Origin of the sequence: Kitasatospora sp. NPDC056731 (assembly GCF_040687675.1) — a bacterium.
Taxonomy (GTDB): Bacteria; Actinomycetota; Actinomycetes; order Streptomycetales; family Streptomycetaceae; genus Kitasatospora.
Genome location: NZ_JBFBNR010000008.1, coordinates 52,540 through 78,817 on the forward strand (window position 1 = coordinate 52,540; position 26,278 = coordinate 78,817).

The 26,278-nt window shown below is 72.4% G+C and carries 19 protein-coding genes and 2 tRNA genes; 15 read left to right on the forward strand and 6 right to left on the reverse strand.

All coding sequences use genetic code 11. The features are described from left to right. Positions 1-235 precede the first annotated feature (235 nt). Complete coding sequence (gene dapD, locus AB0R04_RS10360) at positions 236-1,225, reverse strand: 2,3,4,5-tetrahydropyridine-2,6-dicarboxylate N-succinyltransferase (protein WP_063347584.1); 990 nt, start codon at positions 1,223-1,225, stop codon at positions 236-238. 176 nt (positions 1,226-1,401) lie between these two features. Between dapD and AB0R04_RS10365 the strand changes: the two genes are divergently transcribed. The 3 genes from AB0R04_RS10365 to argF all read left to right on the forward strand — a co-directional run bounded on the left by AB0R04_RS10365 (position 1,402) and on the right by argF (position 6,996). Continuing rightward, entirely contained in the window at positions 1,402-3,030 is a 1,629-nt protein-coding gene (locus tag AB0R04_RS10365) for a 3' terminal RNA ribose 2'-O-methyltransferase Hen1 (RefSeq protein WP_363369845.1), read from the forward strand. Beyond that, complete coding sequence (locus AB0R04_RS10370) at positions 3,027-5,798, forward strand: polynucleotide kinase-phosphatase (protein ID WP_363369847.1); 2,772 nt, start codon at positions 3,027-3,029, stop codon at positions 5,796-5,798. The genes AB0R04_RS10365 and AB0R04_RS10370 overlap by 4 nt, the downstream gene beginning before the upstream one ends. A gap of 196 nt (positions 5,799-5,994) precedes the next feature. Beyond that, positions 5,995-6,996, forward strand: a complete 1,002-nt coding sequence (argF, locus tag AB0R04_RS10375; RefSeq protein ID WP_063347583.1) for an ornithine carbamoyltransferase — start codon at positions 5,995-5,997, stop codon at positions 6,994-6,996. A 9-nt stretch (positions 6,997-7,005) separates the two neighbouring features. On the opposite strand, the gene AB0R04_RS10380 is transcribed toward argF, so the two are convergent. Continuing rightward, positions 7,006-7,593 (reverse strand): superoxide dismutase family protein, encoded by a 588-nt coding sequence (locus AB0R04_RS10380; protein ID WP_363369850.1) that lies wholly within the window; start codon positions 7,591-7,593, stop codon positions 7,006-7,008. Between the two features lie 470 nt (positions 7,594-8,063). Here AB0R04_RS10380 and acnA point away from each other — a divergent pair, with 470 nt between their 5' ends. Next, entirely contained in the window at positions 8,064-10,709 is a 2,646-nt protein-coding gene (gene acnA, locus AB0R04_RS10385) for an aconitate hydratase AcnA (RefSeq protein WP_363369852.1), read from the forward strand. A gap of 186 nt (positions 10,710-10,895) precedes the next feature. Further along, on the forward strand, positions 10,896-12,221 hold the full coding sequence (locus AB0R04_RS10390; protein ID WP_363369854.1) for a glycoside hydrolase family 18 protein: 1,326 nt from the start codon (positions 10,896-10,898) through the stop codon (positions 12,219-12,221). A 56-nt stretch (positions 12,222-12,277) separates the two neighbouring features. On the opposite strand, the gene pepN is transcribed toward AB0R04_RS10390, so the two are convergent. Then, the gene (gene pepN / locus AB0R04_RS10395) at positions 12,278-14,842 is read right to left on the reverse strand and encodes an aminopeptidase N (RefSeq protein ID WP_363369856.1); all 2,565 of its coding nucleotides are present in this window, start codon (positions 14,840-14,842) and stop codon (positions 12,278-12,280) included. Between the two features lie 291 nt (positions 14,843-15,133). Here pepN and AB0R04_RS10400 point away from each other — a divergent pair, with 291 nt between their 5' ends. Beyond that, entirely contained in the window at positions 15,134-15,700 is a 567-nt protein-coding gene (locus AB0R04_RS10400) for a disulfide bond formation protein DsbA (protein ID WP_363370059.1), read from the forward strand. 64 nt (positions 15,701-15,764) lie between these two features. Here the strand turns inward: AB0R04_RS10400 and AB0R04_RS10405 are convergent, their stop codons facing one another. Next, on the reverse strand, positions 15,765-17,075 hold the full coding sequence (locus AB0R04_RS10405; RefSeq protein ID WP_363370061.1) for an amino acid permease: 1,311 nt from the start codon (positions 17,073-17,075) through the stop codon (positions 15,765-15,767). 382 nt (positions 17,076-17,457) lie between these two features. Here AB0R04_RS10405 and AB0R04_RS10410 point away from each other — a divergent pair, with 382 nt between their 5' ends. From AB0R04_RS10410 to AB0R04_RS10425, 4 genes are all read left to right on the forward strand, one after another. Beyond that, on the forward strand, positions 17,458-18,057 hold the full coding sequence (locus tag AB0R04_RS10410) for a biotin transporter BioY (RefSeq protein WP_063347576.1): 600 nt from the start codon (positions 17,458-17,460) through the stop codon (positions 18,055-18,057). A 44-nt stretch (positions 18,058-18,101) separates the two neighbouring features. Next, entirely contained in the window at positions 18,102-18,587 is a 486-nt protein-coding gene (locus tag AB0R04_RS10415) for a ribose-5-phosphate isomerase (protein WP_063347575.1), read from the forward strand. A 384-nt stretch (positions 18,588-18,971) separates the two neighbouring features. Next, complete coding sequence (locus tag AB0R04_RS10420; RefSeq protein ID WP_063351101.1) at positions 18,972-20,111, forward strand: PP2C family protein-serine/threonine phosphatase; 1,140 nt, start codon at positions 18,972-18,974, stop codon at positions 20,109-20,111. 501 nt (positions 20,112-20,612) lie between these two features. Further along, complete coding sequence (locus AB0R04_RS10425) at positions 20,613-20,810, forward strand: hypothetical protein (RefSeq protein WP_063347574.1); 198 nt, start codon at positions 20,613-20,615, stop codon at positions 20,808-20,810. Positions 20,811-20,844: 34 nt separating this feature from the next. Here the strand turns inward: AB0R04_RS10425 and AB0R04_RS10430 are convergent, their stop codons facing one another. Then, positions 20,845-21,636: a DUF6348 family protein gene (locus AB0R04_RS10430; RefSeq protein ID WP_363369859.1), complete on the reverse strand. Its 792-nt coding sequence runs from the start codon at positions 21,634-21,636 to the stop codon at positions 20,845-20,847. Positions 21,637-21,846: 210 nt separating this feature from the next. Between AB0R04_RS10430 and AB0R04_RS10435 the strand changes: the two genes are divergently transcribed. Beyond that, entirely contained in the window at positions 21,847-22,419 is a 573-nt protein-coding gene (locus tag AB0R04_RS10435; protein WP_363369861.1) for a hypothetical protein, read from the forward strand. A 90-nt stretch (positions 22,420-22,509) separates the two neighbouring features. On the opposite strand, the gene AB0R04_RS10440 is transcribed toward AB0R04_RS10435, so the two are convergent. Next, positions 22,510-22,580: transfer RNA gene (locus AB0R04_RS10440), tRNA-Gly, on the reverse strand. Positions 22,581-22,737: 157 nt separating this feature from the next. Between AB0R04_RS10440 and AB0R04_RS10445 the strand changes: the two genes are divergently transcribed. The 4 genes from AB0R04_RS10445 to AB0R04_RS10460 all read left to right on the forward strand — a co-directional run bounded on the left by AB0R04_RS10445 (position 22,738) and on the right by AB0R04_RS10460 (position 26,102). Then, positions 22,738-22,811, forward strand: a tRNA-Pro gene (locus tag AB0R04_RS10445). A 294-nt stretch (positions 22,812-23,105) separates the two neighbouring features. Beyond that, the gene (gene tig, locus AB0R04_RS10450; RefSeq protein WP_363369863.1) at positions 23,106-24,500 is read left to right on the forward strand and encodes a trigger factor; all 1,395 of its coding nucleotides are present in this window, start codon (positions 23,106-23,108) and stop codon (positions 24,498-24,500) included. 265 nt (positions 24,501-24,765) lie between these two features. After that, positions 24,766-25,383, forward strand: coding sequence for an ATP-dependent Clp protease proteolytic subunit (locus AB0R04_RS10455; RefSeq protein WP_063351100.1), 618 nt, complete (start codon positions 24,766-24,768; stop codon positions 25,381-25,383). Positions 25,384-25,439: 56 nt separating this feature from the next. Beyond that, positions 25,440-26,102 (forward strand): ATP-dependent Clp protease proteolytic subunit, encoded by a 663-nt coding sequence (locus AB0R04_RS10460; protein WP_063347570.1) that lies wholly within the window; start codon positions 25,440-25,442, stop codon positions 26,100-26,102. Positions 26,103-26,278: the final 176 nt, after the last annotated feature.

Sequence of the window (26,278 nt, forward strand, 5' to 3'; positions counted from 1 at the left end):
TTGCCGCCGCGAAGCGGCCTGGGCTAGGCGCACGAGACACACCCGGCTTGCTCGGCGCCGAGCAAGCCGGGCGCCCGACCAAGCCGGGACAGGGCCAAGGCTTCGGGCGAGAGGAAGGGAGGGGAGGGGGGAGGGGGGAGGGGGGAGGGGGCCCGCCCCCCACCGCAAGCCGGAGCACGCACTCGGGATCCGGAGCCCGAGTCGGCTCCGGACCCCGATGGCGTGGTCCCGCAGGTCAGTTGTGGGCGTGCAGGTCGGCGTTGAGGCCGCCCCAGGAGCCGGAGCGGGCGATGACCTCGACGGCGCCGGTCTGCGAGTTGCGGCGGAACAGCAGGTTGTCCTGGCCGGACAGCTCGACGGCCTTGGCCACGGTGCCGTCCGGGGTGGTGACCCGGGTGCCGGCGGTGACGTAGAGGCCGGCCTCGATGACGCAGTCGCTGCCGAGCGAGATGCCGATGCCGGCGTTGGCGCCGAGCAGGCAGCGCTCGCCGACCGAGACGACCTGCTTGCCGCCGCCGGAGAGGGTGCCCATGATCGAGGCGCCGCCGCCGATGTCGCTGTGGTCGCCGACGACGACGCCCGCGCTGATCCGGCCCTCGACCATGGAGGTGCCGAGGGTGCCGGCGTTGAAGTTGACGAAGCCCTCGTGCATCACGGTGGTGCCGACGGCCAGGTGGGCGCCGAGGCGGACGCGGTCGGCGTGGGCGATGCGCACGCCGGACGGGGCGACGTAGTCGGTCATCCGCGGGAACTTGTCGATGCCGTACACGGCGAGCTGGCCGCCCTGGGCGCGGACCGCGAGGCGGGCCTGCTCGACCGTGTCCACCGGGACGGGGCCGATGCTGGTCCACGCGACGTTGGCGAGCAGTCCGAAGACGCCGTCCAGGTTCTGGCCGTGCGGCTTGACCAGGCGGTGGCTGAGCAGGTGCAGGCGCAGGTACACGTCGTGGGTGTCGAGCGGCTTCTCGTCGAGCGAGGCGATGGTGGTGCGCACGGCGACCACCTCGACGCCGCGGCGCGCGTCGGCGCGCAGCGCCTCGGCGGCGCCGGCGCCGAGTTCGGCCTCGGCCTGCTCGGCGGTCAGGCGGACGGTGCCGGCCGGGCCGGGCTCGGCGGCCAGGGCGGGGGCGGGGAACCAGGTGTCGAGGACGGTGCCGTCGGCGGCGATGGTGGCCAGGCCGGCGGCCACGGCCCCGTTCGGGAGGGAGGTCGATTCAGCAGTCACACCGTGCACGTTAACCAATGCGGGGCTCCGCTGCCGAACACGCCCGTCGTGCGGACGCGGCCGCCGGTCGGCAGGCCCCCGCCGTGCGTACACGGCCGCCTGCGGGCCGCGGCGGACGGCCGCCGCACCGGGAAACCCGGTGTTCAGCGGAGGTTTGCTCGGTGATACTCGGGCAGGTGTTCATGTCGATCTCCACCACCGGCAGCGTCGAGGGCCCGGCCACCGATCTCGGCTTCCTGCTGCACAAGCACCCGGGCAAGGTCCAGCGGTTCGCGACGTCGCACGGCGAGGCGCACGTCTTCTACCCCGATGCGGGCGACGACGTCTGCACGGCGGCGCTGCTGCTGGACGTCGATCCGATCGCGCTGGTCCGCAAGGGCCGGGGCAAGGGGCGCGGCGGTTCGCCGGACTTCGCGCTCGCCCAGTACGTCAACGACCGCCCGTACGCGGCGTCCTCGCTGCTCGCGGTGGCGCTGCGGACGGTGTTCCGGTCCGCGATGAAGGGCGACTGCCCGGCCCGGCCGGGGCTGGCGGAGCGCCCGCGCCCGCTGCGGATCACGCTGCCCGCGGTGCCCGCGAACGGCGCGGGCGAGGGCGGTGGCCCGGCGATGGCGCTCCGGCTGTTCGAGCCGCTGGGCTGGCGGGTCGAGGCGGTGGCGCTCCCGCTGGACGAGGCGTTCCCGGAGTGGGGCGAGTCCCGGTACGTGCGGCTCACGCTGGTCTCGGACGCCGTGCGGCTCGCCGACGCGCTCCAGCAGCTGTACGTGCTGCTGCCGGTGCTGGACGGCGCCAAGCACTACTGGGTCGCCCCGGACGAGGTGGACAAGCTGCTCGCCGCCGGCGAGGGCTGGCTGGCCGCCCACCCGGAGCGCGCCCTGATCACCCGCCGCTACCTGTCCCGGAGCCGGGCGCTGACCCGGGTGGCGATGGAGCGTCTGGAGCTGGCCCGGCTGGCGGAGGCGGACGACCGGGAGCCCGAGGAGGTCGACAACGCGGTCGACGACCGGCCGGAGGAGCAGGCGGAGGCCGCTGGGGCGCCATCGGAGCCCAGGCCGCCGTCCCTCGCCGGGCAGCGCCGCGCCGCGATCCTCGCCGCCCTGCGGGAGGTGGGCGCGGCCCGCGTCGCCGATCTCGGCTGCGGCCGGGGCGAGTTGATCGGCGAACTGCTGAAGGACGCCCGGTTCACCGAGGTGCTCGGCGTGGACGTGTCCGCGCGGGCGTTGCAGGCGGCGGCCCGCGGATTGCGCCTGGACCGGATGCCGGAGCGGCAGGCGGCCCGGGTGACGCTGGCGCAGGGCGCGCTGACGTACACGGACACCCGGTTGAAGGGCTTCGACGCGGCGGTGCTGTGCGAGGTGGTCGAGCACCTGGACCTGCCCAGGCTGCCCGCCCTGGAATACGCGGTGTTCGGCGCGGCCCGGCCGGGGGCGGTGGTCGTCACCACACCGAACGCCGAGTACAACGTCCGCTGGGAGAGCCTGCCGGCGGGCGCCGTCCGGCACGCCGACCACCGCTTCGAGTGGTCGCGCGCCGAGTTCCGCGCGTGGGCCGAGCGGGTCGCGGCCGCGTTCGGTTACACGGTGGTGCTGCGCCCGGTGGGGCCGGAGGACGGGGAGGTCGGCGCGCCGACCCAGCTGGCCCTGTTCCGCCTCGGCACCGGCCCTGCCGCGCAGACCCGGACCGCGCAGACCCGGACCGCGCAGACCCGGACCGCGCAGACCCGGACCGCGCAGACTCCGACCGCGCAGACCCCGACCGACCAGACCCCGACCGACCCGGCGCTCGAAGGAGGCGAATCCCGATGACCGACGAAGCGACCCCGACGCCCGAGCAGCACCAGCACCAGGAGCACGACCAGGAGTACGACCAGGAACTGTCCCAGGACCACCCCGCCCCCCGCCGCCTCCCCGTCACCGACGTCTCCCTCGTCGTCCTGATCGGCACCAGCGGCGCCGGCAAGTCGACCTTCGCCCGCCGCCACTTCCTGCCCACCCAGGTCGTCTCCTCCGACTTCTGCCGAGGCCTGGTCGCCGACGACGAGAACGACCAGTCGGCCTCCGCCGAGGCCTTCGACGTCCTGCACTACATCGTCGGCAAGCGCCTCGCGGCCGGCCGGCTGACCGTCGTGGACGCCACCAACGTCCAGCCCGAGGCACGCCACCAGCTGGTGCGGATCGCCCGCGAGCACGACGTGCTGCCGATCGCGATCGTGCTGGACGTCCCGCCGGGCGTGTGCGCCGAGCGCAACCGCTCCCGCGCGGACCGCCAGCTGCCGGCCCACGTCGTCCCGCGCCAGCACCGCGAGCTGCGCCGTTCCCTGCGGGGCCTGGAGCGCGAGGGTTTCCGCAAGGTGCACGTGCTGCGCGGCGCGGCCGAGGTGGCGGCGGCCGAGGTGGAGCTTGAGAAGCGCTACAACGACCTGCGTCACCTGACCGGCCCGTTCGACATCGTCGGCGACATCCACGGCTGCCGCTCAGAGCTGGAGACCCTGCTGACCCGCCTCGGCTACACGCTGACCCGGGACGCCGGGGGCCGGCCGGTGGACGCGGTGCCGCCGGCGGGCCGTACCGCCGTGTTCGTCGGGGACCTGGTCGACCGCGGCCCGGACACGCCGGGTGTGCTGCGCCTGGTGATGGGCATGGTGGCGGCCGGGCACGCGCTGTGCGTGCCGGGCAACCACGAGAACAAGCTGGGCCGGGCGCTGGACGGCAAGAAGGTCAACGTCGCCTACGGTCTGCAGGAGTCGCTGGATCAGCTGGCCGGCGAGTCCGAGGAGTTCCGGGCCGAGGCGCGGGAGTTCATGCGCGGCCTGGTGAGTCACTACCTGCTGGACGGCGGCGCGCTGGTGGTCTGCCACGCCGGTCTGCCGGAGCGCTACCACGGCCGCAACTCGGGCCGGGTGCGTTCGCACGCGCTGTACGGGGAGACCACCGGCGAGACCGACGAGTACGGCCTGCCGGTGCGCTACCCGTGGGCGGAGGAGTACCGGGGCAAGGCGCTGGTGGTGTACGGCCACACACCGGTGCCGTCGGCGAGCTTCGTCAACAACACCGTCTGCCTGGACACCGGTTGCGTGTTCGGCGGCACCCTGACGGCGCTGCGCTACCCGGAGCGGGAGCTGGTGAGCGTGCCGGCCGAGCGGGAGTGGTACGCGCCGGTGCGCCCGCTGGCCACGGACGCGCCGGGCGCCCGCGAGGGCCGTCCGCTGGATCTCGCCGACGTGGTGGGCCGCCGGATCGTCGAGACCGGGTTGCACGGGCGGGTCGCCGTCCGGGAGGAGAACGCGGCGGCGGCGCTGGAGGTGATGAGCCGCTTCGCGCTGGACCCGCGGCTGCTGGCGTACCTGCCGCCGACCATGGCGCCGAGCGCGGCCTCCCGCCGGGACGGCTTCCTGGAGCACCCGCAGGAGGCGTTCGCCGCCTACCGCGCGGACGGCGTGCGGCACCTGGTGTGCGAGGAGAAGCACATGGGCTCCCGCGCGGTGGTGCTGGTCGCCCGGGACGACGCGGCGCTGGAGCGGCGCTTCGGCGTGGCCGGTCCGGGCGCGATCTGGACCAGGACGGGCCGGGCGTTCCTCGCCGACGACGGCCTGACCGCGGCCCTGCTGGGCCGGGTACGGGCGGCCGCCGAGCGCTCGGGGCTGTTCGACGAGCTGGGCACCGGCTGGCTGCTGCTGGACGCCGAGCTGATGCCCTGGTCGCTGAAGGCCGTGGAACTGCTGCGCCGCCAGTACGCGGCGGTCGGCGCTGCGGCGGGCGCCGCCCTGCCGGAGGCGCTGGCGGCCCTGGAGCGGGCGGCCGGTCGCGGGCTGGACCTGGCGGAGCTGACCGCCAAGCAGCGGCGGCGCGCGGCCGACGCGCAGGCGTTCACCGAGGCGTACCGGCGGTACTGCTGGCCGACCGAGGGGCTGTCGGGCGTGCGGTTGGCGCCGTTCCAGGTGCTGGCCGCCGAGGGGGCGAACCTCGCGGTGCGCCCGCACGACGAGCACCTGGCCTGGATCGACCGCCTGGTCGCGGCCGACGAAGCGGCGGCCGAAGCGTCGGCCGAAGCCGCACGCGAAGCCGCACTCGAAGCCGCACTCGAAGCCGCGCCCGAAGCCGCGCCCGAGACGGCGCCCGAGACGGCGTCCGAAGCGGACGGTGACCGGGCACCGGTCCTGCACCGCACCGGCCGCCTCCTGGTGGACACCGAGGACGAGGCCTCGGTGGCGGCCGCCACGGCCTGGTGGGAGGAGCTGACGGCGGCGGGCGGCGAGGGCATGGTGGTCAAACCGCTGGCCTCGGTGGTGCGTACGAAGCGGGGCGGGGGCCGTCCGGGCGGGCTGGTGCAGCCGGGGGTGAAGGTGCGCGGCCGGGAGTACCTGCGGATCGTCTACGGCCCGGACTACACCGAGTACCTGGACCGGCTGCGCGAGCGGTCGCTGGGCCACAAGCGCTCGCTGGCGCTGCGCGAGTACGCGTTGGGCCTGGAGGCGCTGGACCGGTTGGCGGCCGGCGAGCCGCTGTGGCGGGTGCACGAGCCGGTGTTCGCGGTGCTCGCGCTGGAGTCCGAGCCGGTCGATCCGCGCCTGTAGGCCGGCCGGGCGAAGAGGGTGCCCGCGCCTTTAGACCGACCGGGCGTCGAGGGGGCCCACGGCTGTAGGCCGGTCGGGTGTCGAGGGGGAGTCCGCGGCGGGGCTCCCCCTCTCCCACCCCCGCTGTGTATAGAAATTCCGAGCATCGTATAGACTTGCTACTTTCCCGTACGCCCCGTCATCCCAGGAGCCCGGTATGGCCTTCAACCTCCGGAACAGGCACTTCCTCAAGGAGCTCGACTTCACGCCCCAGGAGTTCCGCTTCCTGGTGGACCTCGCCGCCGGACTCAAGGCGGCCAAGTATGCGGGCACCGAGCAGCCCCGGTTGCGCGGGAAGAACATCGCGCTGATCTTCGAGAAGACCTCCACCCGTACCCGCTGCGCCTTCGAGGTCGCCGCCCACGACCAGGGCGCCACCACCACCTACCTGGACCCGTCCGGTTCGCAGATCGGCCACAAGGAGTCCATCCGGGACACCGCCCGGGTGCTCGGCCGGATGTTCGACGGCATCGAGTACCGCGGCCACGGCCAGGAGATCGTCGAGGAGCTGGCGGCGAACGCCGGCGTCCCGGTCTGGAACGGTCTCACCGACGAGTGGCACCCCACCCAGATGCTGGCCGACGTCCTCACCATCACCGAGCACAGCACCAAGCCGCTGACCGGGACCGCCCTCGCGTACCTCGGCGACGCCCGCTCCAACATGGGCAACTCGCTGCTGGTCACCGGCGCCCTGCTCGGCATGGACGTCCGGATCGTCGCCCCGCGCTCCCTCTGGCCGGTCGAGGAGGTCCGGGAGGCGGCCGAGATGCTGGCCGAGGCGACCGGCGCCCGGATCACCCTCACCGAGGACGTGGCCGAGGGCGTGGCCGACGTGGACTTCCTGTACACCGATGTCTGGGTCTCGATGGGCGAGCCCAAGGAGGTCTGGGCCGAGCGGATCGAGTTGCTCAAGCCCTACCAGGTGTCGATGGACACCGTCCGGGCCACCGGCAACCCGGCCGTGAAGTTCCTGCACTGCCTGCCCGCGTTCCACGACCTCGGCACGGTGCTCGGGCGGCAGATGTACGAGGCGACCGGCATGACCGAGCTGGAGTGCACCGACGAGCTGTTCGAGTCGGCGCACTCCGTCGTGTTCGACCAGGCCGAGAACCGCCTGCACACCATCAAGGCGGTCCTGGTCGCCACCCTCGGCTCCTGAGGCGGAAGCTCACTTCTCCAGCTTGACGCAGGCCGCCCGGTCGCCCGCCGCGTGCGGGCCGGTCGGGGTGCCCGCGTGCATCACCAGCGAGCGGGCCTCGCCCGGCCGCGGCTGCCAGGGCACCGAGGCCGTCGCGGTGCCCTCGCCGTGCTCGTCGGTGCGCAGTGCCAGCCGCAGTTCGTTGCGCCCGTTGGCGTACGCCGGGTCGGTGGACGGCTGCACCGGGTCCACGGCGTCCTGGTAGTGCGGTCCGGACGAGGCCGGGTCGGCCCCGCAGGAGCCGGTGTGCAGGTGGACCGGGAACTCGTGGTCGGGGGCGAGCCCGGTGACGGTCATGGTGAGCACCGTCCGCCCCGCGGTGGAGCGGTCGGTGACGATCCGGGTGTGCGCGCCGTACGGCACGAGGTCGTCCGCGTAGCTGACGGCGGTTGGCGGGACGAAGGCCGTCGCGGGGTCGAAGGCGGCCTCGACGACCGAGACCGGCGAGGCGGTGGAACCCGACGGGGCGGCGGAGCCCGGCGAGGCAGCGGCGGGGACGAGCAGGGCCAGCGGCAGCAGTGCGGCGGCGAGCGGAGTGGCGGCGAGCGGAGCGGACATCAAGGGGCCTTCCAGGGGCAGGGCGACGGACGCCCTGCTCAACGGCGCCGGGCGCCGGCGGACACCCTCGAACGGGCCCGGAGGCGCGCGGGCCGCGCGGGCGCGCCTCTGCTCGTCCCGTCGCCGACCGGCGGTTCCGGTGGTGAGCTGGTGTGAGCCGGTGGTGAGCCGGTGCCGAGTCGACACTGGGCCGGTGCCGAGCCGGCAGTGCTGCCGTTGCCGACCGCCGCCGCCTAAATGGCCCCTGACCTGCGCTTTTGCCGACCCGGGCATGCCTGCGGTGGTGAAGGTGACGGCATGCACTATGGTTTATCTCGACATCGAGATAACTGCCCCATAGGATATATCTCGATATCAAGATACTTGCCGAGCGGAGCTCGCCGGCGATGCGGGCAAGGTAAGCCTAAGTAAGGCTGACCTTACCACCGTGGCGGCCGGATACCGCACGAAGCACCCAGAAGGAGTCAGTCGTGTCCGCGAACAGCTTCGACGCCCGCAGCTCGCTGCAGGTGGGCGACGAGTCGTACGAGATCTTCAAGCTCTCCGCCGTCGAGGGTTCCGAGCGGCTGCCGTACAGCCTCAAGGTGCTGCTGGAGAACCTGCTCCGCACGGAGGACGGCGCGAACATCACCGCCGACCACATCCGCGCGCTCGGCAACTGGGACGCCAGCGCCCAGCCGAGCCAGGAGATCCAGTTCACCCCGGCCCGCGTGATCATGCAGGACTTCACCGGTGTGCCGTGCGTGGTCGACCTCGCCACCATGCGTGAGGCCGTCAAGGAGCTGGGCGGCGACCCGGCCAAGATCAACCCGCTGGCCCCGGCCGAGCTGGTCATCGACCACTCCGTCATCGCCGACAAGTTCGGCACCCCGGACGCCTTCGTCCAGAACGTCGAGATCGAGTACGGCCGCAACAAGGAGCGCTACCAGTTCCTGCGCTGGGGCCAGACCGCCTTCGACGAGTTCAAGGTCGTCCCGCCCGGCACCGGCATCGTCCACCAGGTGAACATCGAGCACCTGGCCCGCACCATCATGGTCCGCGGCGGCCAGGCCTACCCGGACACCTGCGTCGGCACCGACTCGCACACCACCATGGTCAACGGCCTGGGCGTGCTGGGCTGGGGCGTCGGCGGCATCGAGGCCGAGGCCGCGATGCTGGGCCAGCCGGTCTCCATGCTGATCCCGCGCGTGGTCGGCTTCAAGCTCAACGGCCAGCTGCCGGCCGGCACCACCGCCACCGACCTGGTGCTCACCATCACCGAGATGCTGCGCAAGCACGGTGTGGTCGGCAAGTTCGTCGAGTTCTACGGCGAGGGCGTCTCCGCGATCCCGCTGGCCAACCGCGCCACCATCGGCAACATGTCGCCGGAGTTCGGCTCGACCTGCGCGATCTTCCCGATCGACGTCGAGACCATCAACTACCTCAAGCTCACCGGCCGCGACGAGCAGCAGCTCGCCCTGGTCGAGGCGTACGCCAAGGAGCAGGGCCTCTGGCACGACCCGTCGGTCGAGCCGGTCTTCTCCGAGTACCTGGAGCTGGACGTCTCCACCGTCGTCCCGTCGATCTCCGGCCCGAAGCGCCCGCAGGACCGTGTCGTCCTGGCCGAGGCCGCCACCCGGTTCGCCGAGGCGCTGCCGACCTACTCCGCCGAGGCCTCGAAGCCGACCGCCGTCACCGCCCCCGACGGGTCGACGTACGAGATCGACAACGGCGCGGTCGTGATCGCCTCGATCACCTCCTGCACCAACACCTCCAACCCCTCCGTCATGCTGGGCGCCGCCCTGCTGGCGAAGAAGGCCGTGGAGAAGGGCCTCACGGTCAAGCCGTGGGTCAAGACCACCCTGGCCCCCGGGTCCAAGGTCGTCATGGACTACTACGAGAAGGCCGGCCTGCTCCCGTACATGGAGAAGCTGGGCTTCAACCTGGTCGGCTACGGCTGCGTCACCTGCATCGGCAACTCGGGCCCGCTGCCCGAGGAGGTCTCGGCCGCCGTCAACGAGGCCGACCTGGCGGTCGTCTCGGTGCTCTCCGGCAACCGCAACTTCGAGGGCCGGATCAACCCGGACGTGAAGATGAACTACCTGGCCTCGCCGCCGCTGGTGGTCGCCTACGCCCTGGCCGGCAACATGAACATCGACATCACCCGCGACGCCCTGGGCCAGGACGCCGACGGCAACGACGTCTTCCTCGCCGACATCTGGCCGTCGGAGCAGGAGGTGGCGGACACCGTCGCCGGCTCCATCGACGAGGCGATGTTCGACAAGGGCTACCAGGACGTCTTCGCCGGTGACCACCGCTGGCAGTCGCTCCCGGTCCCGACCGGCAACACCTTCGAGTGGGACGCCGAGTCCACCTACGTCCGCAAGCCCCCGTACTTCGAGGGCATGGCCAAGACCCCGAGCCCGGTGACCGACATCGCCGGCGCCCGCGTCCTGGCCAAGCTGGGTGACTCGGTCACCACCGACCACATCTCCCCGGCCGGCAACATCAAGCCGGGCACCCCGGCGGCGCAGTACCTGACCGCCAACGGTGTCGAGAAGCGCGACTTCAACTCCTACGGCTCGCGCCGCGGCAACCACGAGGTGATGATCCGCGGCACCTTCGCCAACATCCGTCTGCGCAACCAGATCGCGCCGGGCACCGAGGGCGGCTACACCCGCGACTTCACCCAGGCCGACGGCCCGGTGTCGTTCATCTACGACGCCTCGCAGAACTACCAGGCCGCCGGCACCCCGCTGGTCGTCCTGGCCGGCAAGGAGTACGGCTCCGGCTCGTCCCGCGACTGGGCCGCCAAGGGCACCGCGCTGCTGGGCGTCAAGGCCGTCATCGCCGAGTCGTACGAGCGCATCCACCGCTCGAACCTGATCGGCATGGGCGTCCTGCCGCTGCAGTTCCCGGAGGGCCAGACCGCCGAGTCCCTCGGCCTGACCGGCGAGGAGACCTTCTCCTTCACCGGCGTGACCGAGCTCAACGAGGGCCGCACCCCGAAGACTGTCAAGGTCAAGGCCGGTGACAAGGAGTTCGACGCGGTCGTCCGCATCGACACCCCCGGTGAGGCGGACTACTACCGCAACGGCGGCATCCTGCAGTACGTGCTGCGCTCGCTCATCGGCTGAACCGAGTTCTAGTTCCGGGGGCTGAGCGCCCCGGTGGCTGAGAGGCCGGACCGCATCGCGCGGTCCGGCCTCTTTTGCATGCTGCCTCTCCTGAGCCCTGCCCCTTGTGCGGTGTGCCGCGATGGACTAAACCTCTATCCCATCTGGTCCAGACCATTTGACGCTCATTCAGAGAACAGGTCCGGTATGCCCACTCGCGCCTCAGCCTTGCTCGCCGCGGCCACCGTCGCCGCGCTGCTCGCCGCCCCCGCCACCGCCAACGCCGCCGACGGCGGGCACGGCCCGAAGCTGAAGGGCCAGCGGGTCGGCTACTTCACCCAGTGGGGCGCCGACAGCTCCGCCAAGCGCGTCCAGGACTCCGGCCAGGCCGGGAAGCTCACCGTCGTCAACTACGCCTTCGGCAACGTCTCCGCCGACGGCACCTGCTTCGAGACCAACGACGCCGGCCAGGGCGACGCCCGCAACGACTACCAGCGCGCCTTCTCCGCCGCCGACTCGGTCGACGGCGTGGCCGACGCCCCGGGCCAGAAGCTGAAGGGCCACTTCAACCAGCTGCGCAAGCTCAAGGCGAAGAACCCGCAGCTGCGCACGGTCATCTCGCTCGGCGGCTGGAGCTGGTCCAAGTACTTCTCCGACGCGGCCGCCACCGACGCCGCGCGCAAGAAGTTCGTCTCCTCCTGCATCGACCTCTACCTCAAGGGCGACGTGCCGGTCCTGCCCGGCTCCCCGGAGGGCGGCGCCGGCGCGGCCGCGGGCGTCTTCGACGGCATCGACATCGACTGGGAGTACCCGGGCGGCGGCGGGGACGCGGGCAACGTGGTCCGCCCCGAGGACGGGCGCAACTTCACCCTGCTGATGCAGGAGTTCCGCCGCCAGCTCGACGACTTCGGCAAGAAGGGCGGCAAGAAGGGCGACAAGGGCCGGCACTACCTGCTGACCGCCGCCGTCGCCGCCAACGAGACCGTCGCCGACCGGCTCGAACTGCCCGAGCTGAGCGAGTCGGTGGACTGGCTCAACCTGATGACCTACGACCTGCACGGCCCCTGGGAGGGCAAGGGCCCGGCCAACCACCAGGCCAACCTCTACTCCGACCCGGCCGACCCCGACGCCCGCCGGCGCAGCGCCGACACGGCCGTCGACCACTACCAGGAGCGCGGCCTGCCCGCCGAGCAGATCGTGCTCGGCGCCCCGCTGTACGGCCACGGCTGGACGGGCGTCGCGCCCGGCAAGCGCGGCGGCCTCTACCAGAGCGCCACCGCCGCCGCCCCCGACCTCTCCTACCGGGAGGTCAACGCGCTGCCCGGCAAGGTGTACGTGGACCGAGACCACGGCGCGTCCTGGAAGTACGACGGCACCACCTTCTACAGCTACGACACCGCCGAGGTGCTCACCCAGAAGGCGCGGTACGTGCGCTGGAACGACCTGGGCGGTGTGATGGTCTGGTCGCTGGACGGCGACGACGCCCAGGGCAGCGCGATCGCCGCCCTGGACCGCGGCCTGCGCCGCGACTGACGCCCCGACGCGAAGGGGCCCGCCGTGTCCGCACGGCGGGCCCCTTCACGGCTGTGTCAGGCCCGGTCGCAGGCCTGCGCCCGCAGCGCGCGGGCCAGGTCGTCGCGGCACTCCAGGACCAGGCGGCGCAGCGCCGGCGCGGCCTGCGGGTGGCCGTCCAGCCAGACGTCGGCCTCGGCCAGGGTCTGCTCGCTGGTCTGCGCGCGGGGGAAGAACCCGCTGACGATCCGCATCGCGATCTCGATGGTCCGCTCGGCCCAGACCCGCTCCAGCAGCTTGAAGTAGGGCGCCGCGTAGAGCGCGGTCAGGTCGCGGTGGGCGGGCAGTGCGAAGCCCGCGATCTGGGCCTCGACCAGGGCGTTCGGCAGTTCGTCGGAGTCGACCACGGCCGACCAGGCGGCGGCCTTGGCCTCGGCGGTGGGCCGGGCGGCCAGGCACTGGGTGTACTGGCGCTTGCCGCTGGCGGTGTTGTCGGCGGCCAGCTCCCCGGCCAGTTCCTCGTCGCCGGCCTGGCCGGCGGCGGCCAGCGCCAGCCACAGCGACCAGCGCAGCTCCTGGTCGACGTCCAGGCCGTCGATCCGGGCGCTGCCGGCCAGCAGACCGCGGACCAGGCCGAGGTGCTCGGCGCCGCCCGCGGTCTGGGCGAGGAAGCGGGCCCAGGCCAGCTGGTGGTCGCTGCCGGGGACGGCCTCGCGCAGTTCGCGCAGGGCTCCGTCGGCCAGCTGCCGGCCGCCCTCGCCGCGCCAGGCCGGGTCGGCGTACAGGTCGACGGCGGTCTTGGCCTGGGCGTGCAGCGACTGCAGCACGCCGATGTTGCCCTCCTGGCCGGCGAAGCGCAGCACCAGGGCGACGTAGTCGCGGGCCGGCATCAGGCCGTCCCGGGTGAGGTTCCAGACGGCGGACCAGGCGAGTGCCCGGGCCAGCTCGTCGTGGATGTCGCCGAGGCCGGTGCGCAGGGTCTCCAGGGACTCGGAGTCGAAGCGGATCTTGCAGTAGGTGAGGTCGTCGTCGTTGAGCAGCACCAGCGCGGGGCGGGGGCGGCCGGCGGCCTCGGCGACGACGGTGCGGTTGCCGGTGACGTCGAGCTCGATCCGCTCGGTGCGCACCAGGGAGCCGTCGGCGTCCCGGTCGTAGAGGCCGATCGCGATCCGGTGCGGGCGCAGCACCGTCCCGTCCTGGAGGACGGCGAGTTCGGTGATCCGGCCCTCGGCGTCGGTGGTCACCTGCGGGGTGAGCGAGTCGACCCCGGCGGTCTGCAGCCAGGCGGCGGCCCAGGCCTTGAGGTCGCGGCCGCTGGTCTCCTCCAGGACGTCCAGCAGGTCGCCGAGTTCGGTGTTGCCGAAGGCGTGGCGCTTGAAGTAGCGGCGGGCGCCCTCGAAGAAGGCCTCGGAGCCGACGTAGGCGACCAGCTGCTTGAGGACGGCGGCGCCCTTGGCGTAGGTGATGCCGTCGAAGTTGAGCTTGGCGTCCTCGAGGTCGCGGATGTCGGCGGTGATCGGGTGGGTGGTGGGGAGCTGGTCCTGCCGGTAGGCCCAGGCCTTGCGCTGGTTGGCGAAGGTGACCCAGGCGGAGGAGTACCGGGTGCGGGCGCCGATCAGGCCGTAGGAGCCCATGAAGTCGGCGAAGGACTCCTTCAGCCACAGGTCGTCCCACCAGCGCATGGTGACCAGGTCGCCGAACCACATGTGCGCCATCTCGTGCAGGATGACGTTGGCGCGGCCCTCGTAGGCGGCGTCGGTGACCTTCGAGCGGAAGACGAACTCCTCGCGGAAGGTGACGCAGCCGGGGTTCTCCATGGCGCCGATGTTGTACTCGGGGACGAACGCCTGGTCGTACTTGCCGAAGGGGTACGGGTAGTCGAACTCCTCGTGGAAGAAGTCGAGTCCGAGCTTGGTGACGCCGAGGATCTCGTCCGCGTCGAAGTACTGGGCGAGGGACTTGCGGCACATCGCGGAGAGCGGAATCTCCAGGGTGGTGCCGTCGGCGAGTTCGCGGCTGTAGTGGTCGCGGGCGACGTGGTAGGGGCCGGCCACGACGGCGGTGAGGTAGCTGGAGATCGGCTGGGTCGGCGCGAACTCCCAGGTGCGGGCGGCGCCTTCCTCGGTGACCTTGTCGTGGACGGCGTTGGACCAGACGTCCCAGGCGGCGGGGGCGGTCACGGTGAAGCCGAACGGGGCCTTCAGGTCGGGCTGTTCGAAGGTCGCGAAGACCCGGCGGGCGTCGGCCGGCTCGTAGTGGGTGTAGAGGTACGTCTCGCCGTCCACCGGGTCGGTGAAGCGGTGCAGGCCCTCGCCGGTGCGGCTGTAGGCGCAGTCCGCCTCGACGGTGAGGACGTTCTCGGCGGCGAGGCCGTCGACGTGCACCCGGGCGCCGTCGTAGGCGGTGGCCGGGTCGATCGCGCGGCCGTTGAGGGTGACGGCGTGGACGGCGGGGGCGAGCAGGTCGAGGAAGGTGGCGGCGCCGGGCCGGGAGCAGCGGAACGTGACGGTGGTGGTGGAGCGGAAGGTGGCGGCCGCCGGATCGGGGGCGGAGGTCACGTCCAGCCGGACCTGGTAGCCCTCCACGGCCAGGATGCTGGCCCGCTGCTGCGCTTCGTCGCGGCTCAGGTTCTTGCCCGGCACGGCGGTACTCCTTTGTCCGGCTCGCACGGTGGTGCGTCTGTGGGTGGTGCGGTCTCGGCGCGCGGTGTGCCGCGCTCCGCAGGGGCATCCTTTCACGCCCTCCCTCGCCGGTACCATTGCACAGGCCGTCCCGGCGGGGTCGGAATCAGCGGCGGCGGGCGGGTGTTGGCGATTCGGGGTGGCACGCCTGCCTGCCTCGTCATCACCTCACGAAGGACGACAGCCGTGACGACTGCCGCTGAGCGCAAGACCGCCGACTTCTGGTTCGACCCGGCCTGCCCGTGGGCGTGGATGACGTCCCGCTGGCTGATCGAGGTGCAGCAGTTGCGTCCGGTGGACGTGAACTGGCGCGTGATGAGCCTGTCGGTGCTGAACGAGGACCGCGACCTCCCGGAGAACTACCGCGAGCTGCTGGACAACGCCTGGGGCGCGGTGCGGGTGTGCATAGCGGCCGCCCAGGCGCATGGCGACGAGGTGCTGGGCCGGCTCTACACCGAGCTGGGCCTGCGCTTCCACAACCAGGGCCTGCCGCAGAACCGGGAGACGGTCGAGGCGGCGCTGGTGGCGGCCGGGCTGCCCGCGGAGCTGGCGGACGCGGCCGACACGGACGCGTACGACGAGGCCCTGCGCGCCTCGCACAAGGAGGGCATCACCCTGGTCGGCGAGGACGTCGGCACCCCGGTGATCGCGGTGGAGGGCGTGGACGGCGAGCGGGTCGCGTTCTTCGGCCCGGTGGTCACCCCGGCCCCGAAGGGCGAGGCCGCGGCCCGGCTCTGGGACGGCACCCTGCTGGTGGCCTCCACCCCGGGCTTCTACGAGATCAAGCGGACCCGTACGGCGGGCCCGTCCTTCGAGTAGCGCGGGGCGCGCGAAGGGCCCGGTACCGCGGCTGGCGGTACCGGGCCCTTCGTGCGTGCCGGGGTCAGCGGGCGGCGGCTGCGTCCCGCCGCTGCTTGACCAGGCCGGCGGCGCTCAGCAGCGCGACCAGCACCCCGGCCGCGTACAGCTGCTGCCGGTTGCCCTCGGTGGTGGTCATCAGGGCGAGGATGCCGGCCACGGCGGCCATCGCGATCCAGGTCAGGTACGGGTAGCCCCACATCTTCACGGTGAGCAGTTCGGGCGCCTCGCGCTCCAGCCGGCGGCGCATCCGCAGCTGGACGAGGCAGATGAACAGCCAGACGACCAGGATGGCCACGCCGGTGGTGTTCATCAGCCAGGTGAAGACGGTCTCCGGCCAGAACTTGGCGGCCAGTACGGCGCCGAAGCCGAACAGGCAGGAGGCCAGCACGGCCCGGCGCGGCACCCCGCCGGAGACCTTGGCCAGCGCCCGGGGGCCCTGGCCGCGGCCGACCAGCGAGTACGCCATCCGGGAGGCGCCGTAGATGTTGGCGTTCATCGCGGAGAGCAGCGCGATCAGCACCACCACCTCCATGATCGTCCCGGCGCCGGTCACCCCGAGGTGCCGCAGCACGGTGACGTACGGGCCGTCGGTGACCACCGCCGGGTCCTTCCAGGAGACCAGGGTGACGACCAGGGCCATCGAGCCGATGTAGAAGATCGCGATCCGCCACACCGCCGTGCGCACCGCGTTGGCGACGTTCTTGCGGGGGTCGTCGGACTCGGCGGCGGCGATGGTGACGGTCTCCAGCCCGCCGTAGGCGAAGACGGAGGCGAGCAGGCCGACGATCAGCCCGCTGACCCCGGTGGGCAGGAAGCCGCCCTGGCCGGTCAGGTTGGTCGCGCCGGGGGCGCCGGGGCCGATCACCCCGGCGATGCCGAGGCCGCCGAGGACCAGGAAGGCGATGATCGCGGCGACCTTGATGGCGGCGAACCAGAACTCGAACTCGCCGAAGTTCTTCACCGCGGTCAGGTTGCTGGCGCAGAAGAAGACCATGAACAGGCCGACCCAGACCCAGGAGGAGACGCCCGGTACCCAGCCGTTGACGATCTTCCCGGCGGCGGTGGCCTCGGCGGCGACGCCGCAGCACAGCATCACCCAGTACATCCAGCCGGCCGTGATCCCGGCCCAGGGGCCGATCTCCTTCTCGGCGTGCACCGAGAACGATCCGGAGGCGGGGCGGGCGGCCGACATCTCGCCGAGCATCCGCATGATCAGCATGACCAGCAGGCCGGAGAGGGTGAACGCCAGGATGATCGCCGGACCGGCGGCCGCGATGCCGGCGCCGGAGCCGACGAACAGGCCCGCGCCGATCACCCCGCCCAGCGCGATCATCGACAGGTGGCGCTGCTTGAGGCCGTGCGCGAGCTGCTGGCCGGTGGCCGGGGCACCGTCGGCGTCGGTGGTCCCGGACGCCTTGGGCGCGGAGGTGGGGGCCATAGGGCTGGATCCAGACTGTGCGGAATGCGGCATGAGCTGTCCAATATCCGGCGACACCTCTGTTCATGCCAAGAGCGGGGACCTCAGGCCCACCATGCGGACCACGCAGTGACGAAGCGGGGTCGACCGGTGACACAGCGTCGGTATGGGTCGAAATGGGCCGGTTCCGACAACGGCCGAGGGCGGGGCTTTGTCCGAAACCGTGGCGGTGGCGTAGTGGATCACCGCGTAGGTTCACAGGTGTTCACTCACCTGAGCACCCCACAGGAGACCCCCGATGGCCACTGCCACCACCCCGATACCGCGCCGCGCCGTCCTCGCCGACCTGCTGCCCGCCGCCACCACCCGCCTCGGCGCCCAGGCCCGCGACCTGGCCCTGGTGGCCGGCGGCGCCGCCCTGACCGGCGTGGCCGCCCAGCTGTCGGTGAACGTCCCCGGCTCGCCGGTGCCGGTCACCGGCCAGACCTTCGCCGCCCTGCTGGTCGGCACCGCGCTCGGCGCCCGCCGCGGCATCGCCTCGCTCGCCCTCTACCTGCTGGCCGGCCTGGCGGGGATGCCCTGGTTCGCCGAGGGCACCTCCGGCTGGACGATGCCCTCGCTCGGCTACGTGCTCGGCTTCGTCCTGGCGGCCGGCCTGACCGGCGAGCTGGCCCGCCGCGGCGCCGACCGGAGCCCGGTGAACACCGCCGTCACCATGGTCCTCGGCAGCCTCGCCATCTACGCGGTCGGCGTCCCGTACCTGGCCCTGTCGCTGCACGTCCCGCTCGCCCGGGCGGCCGAGCTCGGCCTCTACCCGTACCTGGTCGGCGACGCCCTGAAGGCCGTCCTCGCCGCCGGGGCCCTGCCGCTGGTCTGGAAGCTCGCCGCGAAGCGGTGAGCCCCCTGCCGGGCCCGGGCGCACGCGCATGCCACACTCATGGCATGCGCGTGTACCTGGGCTCAGACCATGCCGGATACGAACTGAAGAACCACCTCGTGGAGTGGCTCAAGGAGGCCGGCCACGAGCCGGTCGACTGCGGGCCGCACATCTACGACGCCGAGGACGACTATCCGCCGTTCTGCCTGCGCGCCGCCGAGCGCACCGCCGCCGACCCGGAGGCGCTGGGCGTCGTCATCGGCGGCTCGGGCAACGGTGAGGCGATCGCCGCCAACAAGGTCAAGGGCGTGCGGGCGGCGCTGGCCTGGAGCGAGCAGACGGCCGGGCTCGGCCGCGAGCACAACAACGCCAACGTGGTCTCCGTCGGCGGCCGCATGCACACGCTGGAGGAGGCCACCAAGTTCGTCGAGGTCTTCCTCAACACCCCCTACAGCGGCGAGCCGCGGCACACCCGCCGGATCGAGATGCTGAGCGAGTACGAGACCACCGGCGAGCTCCCGCCGATCCCGGCCCACCACCCGCAGGGCTGATCCCTCCCCCCGTCCACCCCCCGTCGGCCGGCCGCACGCTCCACGCGGTCGGCCGCCGCCGTTCCCGGGCCCGTACGGCTGTGTCATCGGCCACAGGGCCGGGCGCGCCGGCGCTGGTGCGCGCGGGGCGCGTGCGCCGCCCGCGTGGTTCGTACGCCCAACCGGCGCACGCCTCCTGACGCCGCGCCCGCCGTCGCGGCAATCGGCCGAAACCGACTGACGGGCCCGCGCCACGGCGCACCCGCTCGTGTCCGGCCCGTCGACGCCGGGCGGTGCCCGTGGATAAGGTCGGGCCCCATGGCTGGCAGACCGCCGGGCGCACCGCCCCAGACGACTGCGACGAGGCCCGGCGCCGCCACGGCGTCCGGACCCGTGACGGCCCGGTTGCGCAGGAGGCTCCGCCGGGTCCGCCGAAGGCTGCGCACGGCCGGTGTCGACTACTTCCGCGGCGGCGCCGCCGACTGGCCGGTGCTCTGCGCGCTCGCCCTGCTCGTCCCGCTGCTGATCCTGCTCAACATCTGGATCCCCGCCTGGGCCCCGCCCACCGCGCTGGTCCTGCCGATCCTGGCCGGCGCGCTGCTGCTGCGCCCCGGCAGCCTGGTGGTGCTGTACGCGCTGGCGGCGCTCGGCCTGTCCGCCGAGTCGGTGATCCACACCGGCCAGCGGGTGGCCAGCGAGAACCCCGAGGCCTACGTCTACGGCGTCACCCCGGGCGCGGCCCTGGTGGTCGGCGCCGCCGGGGTGGGCGGCCTGCTGCTGGCCCAGTTCCGGGCCCGGGTCGGCGTGCCCTGGTGGGGCGGCTCGACCATGCTGTTCGACCTGCGCGAGCGGCTGCGGGTGCAGAGCCGGGTGCCGGAGCTCCCGGACGGCTGGCACGCCGACATGGCGCTGCGCCCGGCCGGCGGGCAGTCCTTCTCCGGGGACTTCGTGGTCGCCGCCCGCACCGGCCCGGGCCAGCGGCTGCTGGAGGTGGTCCTCGCGGACGTCTCCGGCAAGGGCATGGACGCCGGCTCCCGCGCGCTGCTGCTCTCCGGCGCCTTCGGCGGCCTGGTGGGCTCGCTGCCCGCGCACGACTTCCTGCCCGCCGCCAACGGCTACCTGCTGCGCCAGTCCTGGGAGGAGGGCTTCGCGACCGCCGTCCACCTGGTGCTGGACCTGGACACCGGCGAGTACGAGCTGCTGTCGGCCGGGCACCTGCCGGGGATGCAGCGGCTGGCGGGCGCCGGGCGCTGGGAGGTCAAGGAGGCCGAGGGCCCGCTGCTCGGGATCTACGACGGCGCGAAGTTCGACGGGGTGCGCGGCCGGCTGAACCGCGGCGACGTGCTGATGCTGTGCACCGACGGCATGGTCGAGGAGCCGGGCCGGGACCTCTCCGAGGGGATGGACCGGCTGATGGGGGAGGCGGACCGGCTGGTGCCCGGCAGCGGTCCGGGCGCGGGGGCCGGCGCGGCGGCCGCGCTGATCGAGACGGTGGCCCGGGACATCAACGACGACCGCGCGGTCCTGCTGCTCTGGCGCGACTGACGCCCCCTCGCCCCGGCCGTCCGTCACCGGACGGACCGGCACATGCCGCGGGCACCTGCTGTCAAGCCGGGCAGCCGATCTTCGGCCAAATCGGCCGCCCCGTCGGCTGACCGGACCTGCGGCTTCCGTTACCCGCCTCCGGCCGCCTTCCGGCCGCTCAGCGCCGCCCCGGCGACGATTCGTCAGAACGGCTCCGCTATCGTCCCGGTCGGCGGAAACTCGTCTCGCATCGCAGGATATCGGCGTTGGGCTGACTGTCAGACCTTTACGCAATCGGCACGGTCGACCACACTGAGTCCGGGCGGGACTGTTCAGGATTCGGGGGATGGGGGGCGTCACGTGCGGCACGGCAGACAACGTTCGACCGCGCCGGGCTCCCTCGCCGGTGGTGTGCCGGTCGATCCGCGATTCCGCCTCGGGACCGTCGGACAGGCCGGGGTCCGGCTTCGCAGGTGCCGCCGGGCGGCGGCACCACGCTATGAAACGAGGAAGTGAGTCCGGGTGGCACTCTCCGTCTCCGCGCTGGTCCTGTTCGCAATCCTGTGCATCATCTTCATCCGCAACAAGCAGTTGAAGATCGCGCACGGCATCATCGCCGCCCTGTTCGGCTTCATGCTGCACGAGACCACGGTCGCGGGCTCGATCAACTCCCTGCTGGCGAACCTCGCCCACAGCATCTCGGGCATCACCGGCGGCTGACCCGGCCGGGCCGTCCGCGACCCCCGCGAGGGGATCACCGGCCGGCCCGTCTGGCCTCCCGCCAGCGAGCGAACAATCCCCGGGGGCGGGCCGCCGCCGGGGCGGGGGTACGCACCGGCGCGGGTGCCGCGGCACCCGCCGCCGCGGCCTGCCCCGGCGCCGCCCGCTCGGCCGTCAACAGCACGAACAGCCGCGCCCAGCACAGCCGTTCGCCCCGCGGCCAGTCCATCGCGCGCAGCGCCGCCGACGCGGCCTCCGACACCTCGCCGTCGACCCGGACCTCGGCGACGTCGTCGCCCGCCTTCCCGCCCAGGAAGAGCTTCACCCCGACCGGCCCCGGCCCGGCCAGCTGCGGCCGCAGCGCGGGCGCGAGCGCCGGCAGCACCCGGTGCTCGGCGAGCCAGCCCGCCAGGTGCTCGTTGCCGAAGCCGAACACCGCCGCCGGCCCCTGGACGGCGTGCCAGCCCGGGAGTTCGGCGTGGTCCGCGTGGTCGGCGTGCACGCCGCGCCCGTCCGTCAGCTCGACCAGCACCGAGGCGGTGGTGGTCGCCCACATCTTCACCGCGTTGGCGAGCTTCTCCTCCTCGGTCTTGCCGAGGCCGGCCGCGCAGTCCCACACCACCGGCGCGTCCGCCCGGCCCAGGTGCAGCACGTAGCCGAGGTCGACGTGGCCGGCGCCGTCGTTCCCGGGGTGCTCGCGCACCGCCACCGCCGTCGTCCCCGGGCCGCGCACCACCTCGCCGTCGGCGCTGAACTCCTGCCCGAGGCGTGCCATCTCCCGGACGACACAGCGCTGTATGACGGCCAGCCGCTCCTGGGGACGCACCGGGACTCCTCCACCTCGGAGCGCGGCGGGTGAGCTCCCGCTCGAACTGCGCTCGAACGCCGCCGAGGCTATCGGCCCGGCAGCCAGGCGGGAAACCGTCCGGCCTCCCCGGTTCTCCAGTCGCGGAAATGTCCAGAATGCACCACTTTGGGAAGCGGAACCGCCCCGTGGCCGCCGGCCGGGGCCCTGCCGCCCGCCTGGAGAGCCCGCATGACCCGCACCACCCCGACACCCCCTCCGCCGCCCCTGGCGGCCCCTCCGGCACCCCTTCCGCCCCTCCTGGCGGGCCCGGACGGCTCCGGCCTGGCCGCCGAGATCGAGGCCTATCTCGCCTCGCTGCCCGCCCCCGCGCGCCGCCCGGTGCCGTACGTCTGCCCCCACGGCACCGCCGTGCGGCCGTGGTGCGCCGGCCATCCGGCGCCCCGGGCGACCCTGCTCGACCGGGCGCTGCGCCGCCCGGCCCGCCCGGTGCCGGTCAGCGCCGCCGACCACCTGCGGCTCGCCTCCCGCTACATCGGCGCCCACGGCTGGCTGCAGGGTGCGATGTGGGACGCACGCGGCCGGGTCTGCCTGCTCGGCGCCCAGGCCGCCGTCCTCGCGCACGGCTACGGCACCCCGGCCACCGTGCGCACCGCCCGGGTCCAGCTGATGGAGGTGCTGCACGCGACCGGCCGCCCGGCGCACTCCCCGGACGAGTACAACGACCGCCCCGCCACCCGGGAGGCCGACGTCCACCGGCTGCTCGACCGGGCGGCCGCCCGGGCCGCCCGGCTCGGACTCTGAACCGGCCCTCCCGGCCTCGCGGGGCCGGGAGGACCGCCCGGAAACGCCAACGGCCCCGGTGCGTGGAGACGCACCGGGGCCGGGCCGATGAGCGGGCGACGAGAATCGAACTCGCGTGACTAGTTTGGAAGACTAGGGCTCTACCATTGAGCTACGCCCGCGCGATCCCCCGGTCGTTGCCGGCCGGAAGTTCGGGGGACAGCGTACCTGGTCCGGTCGCTTCCGTGCACACCGGATTCTGCGCGCGCTCCCTCGGACCGCCCCCGAATATGTCGGCGAGCCGCCAGGGCCCGACGTGTACGCTTCCTCTCGGCACCACGGGGTGTGGCGCAGTTTGGTAGCGCGTCCGCTTTGGGAGCGGAAGGCCGTCGGTTCGAATCCGGTCACCCCGACAGTGCGGCAGGGTCTCGTCCACCGTGGCGGGGCCCTGTTCTGTTCGGGCCCGACGGTGGCGCCTGGCGTCCGCCTTTCGTGGTACCGGTAGGATGGGGCGCTGGCGGTAGTCCCTGCGGTGTCAACCCAGGTCAACCGCACGAGGGCGAGGAGTCACTCTCACCGTCCACCCCCCACGGGAGATGCAGCTCCAACCCTTCATCGCCCGTCTCGCCCGACCCATTCGTACGGCCTCGGCCGGCGGCCGGGAACGGCGGAGGCAACCTGACCGCAAGCCCATAGGAGACCTAACCGTGAAGAGCGCCGTCGAGACTCTGAACCCGACCCGGGTTCGACTCACCGTCGAGGTGCCCTTCGAGGAGCTCAAGCCCAGCCTCGACGCGGCGTACAAGAAGATCAACCAGCAGGTCTCGGTCCCGGGCTTCCGCAAGGGCAAGATCCCGAACCGGGTCATCGACCAGCGCTTCGGCCGTGGCGCTGTGCTGGAGGAGGCCGTCAACGACGCCCTCCCGCGCTTCTACACGCAGGCCGTCGACGAGGGCAAGATCGAGGTCCTCGGACAGCCCGACATCACCAACATCGAGGGTGTCGAGAAGCTCGCCGATGGCGGCGACCTGAAGTTCACCGCCGAGGTGGACATCCGTCCGGAGATCACCCTCCCGGACTTCGCCTCCATCGAGGTGACCGTCGACCCGATCGTCGTCTCCGACGAGGACATCGAGAAGTCCCTGGAGCAGCTGCGCGAGCGCTTCTCCTCGGTCAAGGACGTCGAGCGCGCCGCGGCCGCCGGCGACATCGTGGTCGTGGACCTGATCGCCAAGGTCGACGGCGAGGTGCCGGAGGACGGCACCGCCAACGGCGTCAGCTACGAGATCGGCTCGGGCCGCCTGATCGACGGCATCGACGACGCCGTGACCGGCCTGGAGGCCGGTGGCACCGCCACCTTCTCCACCGAGCTCAAGGGCGGCACCCAGGCGGGCCAGACCTCCGAGGTCACCGTCACCGTCACCGCCGTCCAGGAGAAGGAGCTGCCCGAGCTGGACGACGAGTTCGCCCAGCTGGCCAGCGAGTTCGACACCCTGGAGGCCCTGCGCGACGACTCCCGCAAGCGCCTGGAGCGCATGAAGGAGTACGACCAGGCCACCCAGGCCCAGGAGAAGGTGCTGGACGCCCTGCTCGGCCTGGTCGAGATCGAGTTCCCGGAGAAGCTCCTCAAGGACGAGGTCGAGACCCGCAAGCACAACCTGGAGCACCACCAGCTCCAGCCGATGGGCCTCGACATCGACAGCTACCTGGAGACCCAGGGCAAGACCCGCGAGGAGTGGGACGCCGAGATCGAGGAGCAGGCGAAGAAGGGCATCAAGACCCAGTTCGTCCTGGACCAGATCGTCGCCGACGAAGAGCTGGGTGTTAACCAGGAGGAGTTGACCGAGCACCTCATCCGCCGCGCCGCCGGCTCGGGTCTCACCCCGGACCAGTTCGCGCAGCAGGTCGTCCAGGGTGGCCAGGTGCCGCTGCTGGTCGGCGAGGTCGCCCGCGGCAAGGCGCTGGCCACCGTGGTCGAGGCCGCCAAGGTCGTCGACACCGAGGGCAACGAGGTCAACTTCGACGACGAGGACGAGACGGCCGAGACCGTCGAGGCCCCCGCCGCCGAGGAGACCGCCGCCGAGGAGAAGACCGAGGCCTGAGTGCCCCGGTAACCCCTGAGGTCTGCGACGGGCCCGGACGCCGTACGGTGTCCGGGCCCGTCGTCGTCCCCCGGGGCGGGCCCGACCCTGCGCTCACAGCGAACAGTTCTGCGTGAGGGATTCTGCGGCCCGGCCTGCGCGTTAGGGTCCTTGGACAGCACCAATCACACCGTGATACCCGGAAGCTGTGCGACATCGTGACGGCCGTGGAGCGACCGTCCAAATCGACTGAGCAGGTGGCTAAGTGACGTTCCCGCAGATGCAGATGCCTGGCCCGATGGCGCCGCACGCCGCCTCTGGTGACGTGCTCGGCGGCCTGGGCGACCAGGTGTACAACCGGCTGCTCAACGAGCGGATCATCTTCCTCGGCCAGCAGGTCGACGACGACATCGCCAACAAGATCACCGCCCAGCTGCTGCTGCTGGCCGCGGACCCGGAAAAGGACATCTTCCTTTACATCAACTCCCCGGGCGGTTCGATCTCGGCGGGCATGGCGATCTACGACACCATGCAGTACATCAAGAACGACGTCGTCACCATCGCGATGGGCATGGCGGCCTCGATGGGCCAGTTCCTGCTGACCGCCGGCGCCAAGGGCAAGCGCTTCTCGCTGCCGAACGCCAACATCCTCATGCACCAGCCGTCCGCCGGCCTCGGCGGCTCCGCCACCGACATCCGCATCCAGGCCGAGCAGCTGCTGCGCACCAAGAAGCGGATGTCCGAGCTGATCGCCTTCCACAGCGGCCAGTCCTTCGAGCAGATCACCAGGGACTCCGACCGCGACCGCTGGTTCGCGCCGGAGGAGGCCCTGGAGTACGGCCTGATCGACGCGATCATGCACAGCGCCGCGGACGTTCCCGGCGGCGGCGGCACGGGCGCCTGAGCCTCGGCCCGGCCCACGAGACCACAGCCACAACGCCCCGGAGGACAAGAACCCCCATGATCATCCCCAGCCTGTCGGCCGCCCAGGCCCGCGTCGAGGACATGCGCGCCGAGGGTCGCTACATCGTCCCGCGCTTCGTCGAGCGCACCACGCAGGGCATCCGCGAGTACGACCCGTACGCCAAGCTGTTCGAGGAGCGCATCATCTTCCTCGGCTCGCAGGTCGACGACGTCTCGGCGAACGACATCATGGCGCAGCTGCTGTGCCTGGAGTCGATGGACCCGGACCGCGAGATCCAGATGTACATCAACTCGCCCGGCGGCTCGTTCACGGCCCTGACGGCCATCTACGACACCATGCAGTACGTGAAGCCGGACATCACCACGGTCTGCATGGGCCAGGCGGCCTCCGCCGCGGCCGTGCTGCTCGCCGCCGGCACCCCCGGCAAGCGGATGGCGCTGCCGAACGCCCGCATCCTGATCCACCAGCCGTACACCGAGACCGGCCGCGGCCAGGTGTCCGACCTGGAGATCCAGGCCAAGGAGATCTTCCGGATGCGCGAGCAGCTGGAGCAGATGCTCTCCAAGCACTCCAACAAGCCGGTGGAGCAGGTGCGCGAGGACATCGAGCGCGACAAGATCCTCACCGCCGAGGAGGCCCTGGAGTACGGCCTCGTCGACCAGATCATCTCCACCCGCAAGACCTCGCTGACCTCCTGAGGCCGGCACCCTCCGAGGCGGGGCGCGCATCCTGCGTGCGCGCTCCGCTCCGGGTCGTCGGCGGCCTCCGCAACGGCATCTGTTCGGTATCAATTCGCCCAGGGCGTAGGGCAGACCCGGCGAAGAGGACGGAATCAGGGGCCCGGCAGAGTACCGTCGGATAGCGAGACCGATCG

Bases quoted from the DNA above. Each gene is read 5' to 3' on its own strand.
- AB0R04_RS10380 (WP_363369850.1), bottom strand. From the start codon at position 7,593: ATGTCCGCTCCGCTCGCCGCCACTCCGCTCGCCGCCGCACTGCTGCCG.
- AB0R04_RS10460 (WP_063347570.1), top strand. From the start codon at position 25,440: ATGATCATCCCCAGCCTGTCGGCCGCCCAGGCCCGCGTCGAGGACATG.
- AB0R04_RS10415 (WP_063347575.1), top strand. From the start codon at position 18,102: ATGCGCGTGTACCTGGGCTCAGACCATGCCGGATACGAACTGAAGAAC.
- AB0R04_RS10410 (WP_063347576.1), top strand. From the start codon at position 17,458: ATGGCCACTGCCACCACCCCGATACCGCGCCGCGCCGTCCTCGCCGAC.
- AB0R04_RS10370 (WP_363369847.1), top strand. From the start codon at position 3,027: ATGACCGACGAAGCGACCCCGACGCCCGAGCAGCACCAGCACCAGGAG.
- argF (WP_063347583.1), top strand. From the start codon at position 5,995: ATGGCCTTCAACCTCCGGAACAGGCACTTCCTCAAGGAGCTCGACTTC.
- AB0R04_RS10400 (WP_363370059.1), top strand. From the start codon at position 15,134: ATGACGTCCCGCTGGCTGATCGAGGTGCAGCAGTTGCGTCCGGTGGAC.
- AB0R04_RS10405 (WP_363370061.1), bottom strand. From the start codon at position 17,075: ATGATCGCGCTGGGCGGGGTGATCGGCGCGGGCCTGTTCGTCGGCTCC.
- AB0R04_RS10435 (WP_363369861.1), top strand. From the start codon at position 21,847: ATGACCCGCACCACCCCGACACCCCCTCCGCCGCCCCTGGCGGCCCCT.
- AB0R04_RS10455 (WP_063351100.1), top strand. From the start codon at position 24,766: ATGCCTGGCCCGATGGCGCCGCACGCCGCCTCTGGTGACGTGCTCGGC.
- AB0R04_RS10390 (WP_363369854.1), top strand. From the start codon at position 10,896: ATGCCCACTCGCGCCTCAGCCTTGCTCGCCGCGGCCACCGTCGCCGCG.